The 1,459-nt window shown below is 59.0% G+C and carries 1 protein-coding gene; it reads right to left on the bottom strand.

What is annotated here, in order from left to right:
* Positions 1–1,459 (bottom strand): beta strand repeat-containing protein (locus tag BUC40_RS22850; protein WP_208605733.1); only part of this gene is annotated, 1,459 nt, incomplete at both ends.

Raw genomic sequence — 1,459 nt, 5'->3', positions numbered from 1 at the left:
TGCTGACGGTTGGTGCTGCATCGTTATCGATGATGGTCGCTGTGCCGGACTTGCCACCAACGGTAAGGCTGAAGGTTTCGGTCGGCTCGCTGACGTTGTCATTAATGGTCGGCACTGTGACCGTGAAGCTGGTGACACCTGCAGGCACCGTGATCTGGTTAGTAGCGGCGTTGTAGGTGACACCATTGCTGAAGCTCTGGTTGGTCAGTGTGCCGTTGTAATCACTGCCCGCCGTTGCAGTACCTGCATTCAGCGAAAGGCTGAAGGTGGTCGGCGTACTGCTGGCATTGGTGATATTGACGGTGAAGACGGCGTTATCGCCTTCGTCGACCTGACCGCCGGTGCCGTCCACGGCATTGCTTACTGTGCTGACGGTTGGCGCTGCATCATTATCGATGATCGTAGCGGTACCAGTTTGGCCTCCGACTGTCAGGCTGAAGGTTTCAGTCGGTTCGCTGACCGTGTCGTTGATGGTCGGCACCGTGACGGTGAAGCTGGTCACGCCGGCTGGAACAGTGACCTGGCCAGTAGTGGTGTTGTAAGTCACGCCGTTGCTGAAGCTCTGATTGGTCAGCGTACCGTTGTAGTCGCTACCCGCCGTTGCGGTGCCCGCATTCAGCGCGAGGCTGAAGGTAGTCGGCGTGCTGCTGGCGTTAGTGAGGTTGACGGTGAACACGGCGTTGTCGCCTTCATCAACTTGCCCGCCGGTGTTATCGACTGCCGAACTCACGGAACCGACAGTCGGCGCTGCATCGTTATCAATGAGGGTCGCTGTGCCGGTCTTGCCGCCTACGGTGAGGCTGAAGGTTTCGGTAGGTTCGCTGACTGTATCGTTGATGGTCGGTACGGTGACCGTAAAGCTGGTGACACCTGCCGGTACGGTGACTGTTCCGTTGGCGGCGTTATAAATGACACCATTGCTGAAGCTCTGGTTAGTCAGAGCTGCGTTGTAATCGCTACCTGCCGTCGCGGTACCTGCATTCAGCGAAAGGCTGAAGGTGGTCGGCGTGCTGCTGGCGTTGGTCAGATTGACGGTAAATACGGCGTTGTCGCCCTCGTCGACCTGGCCACCAGTGCCGTCCACCGCGGCGCTGACGGAACCGACAGCCGGCGCTGCATCGTTATCGACGATGGCCGCAGTGCCGGTTTGACCGCCCACGGTCAGGGTGAAGGTCTCGGTCGGTTCGCTGACGGTGTCATTGATGGTCGGTACGGTGACCGTGAAGCTGGTGACGCCAGCCGGCACGGTGATCTGGCCGGTGGTGGCGTTATAGGTCACGCCATTGCTGAAACTCTGGTTAGTCAGTGTGCCGTTGTAATCACTGCCTGCCGTTGCAGTGCCGGCATTCAGCGCGAGGCTGAAAGTGGTCGGCGTACTGCTGGCATTGGTGAGGTTTACCGTGAAGACGGCGTTATCGCCTTCGTCGACTTGGCCGCCTGTGCTATCGACCGCTGAGCT

The organism is Phytopseudomonas punonensis (assembly GCF_900142655.1).
In the GTDB taxonomy this organism is placed as follows: domain Bacteria; phylum Pseudomonadota; class Gammaproteobacteria; order Pseudomonadales; family Pseudomonadaceae; genus Aquipseudomonas; species Aquipseudomonas punonensis.
The sequence above is the reverse complement of the archived record's forward strand: the minus strand, read 5'-3'. Positions and strand labels throughout refer to the sequence as shown.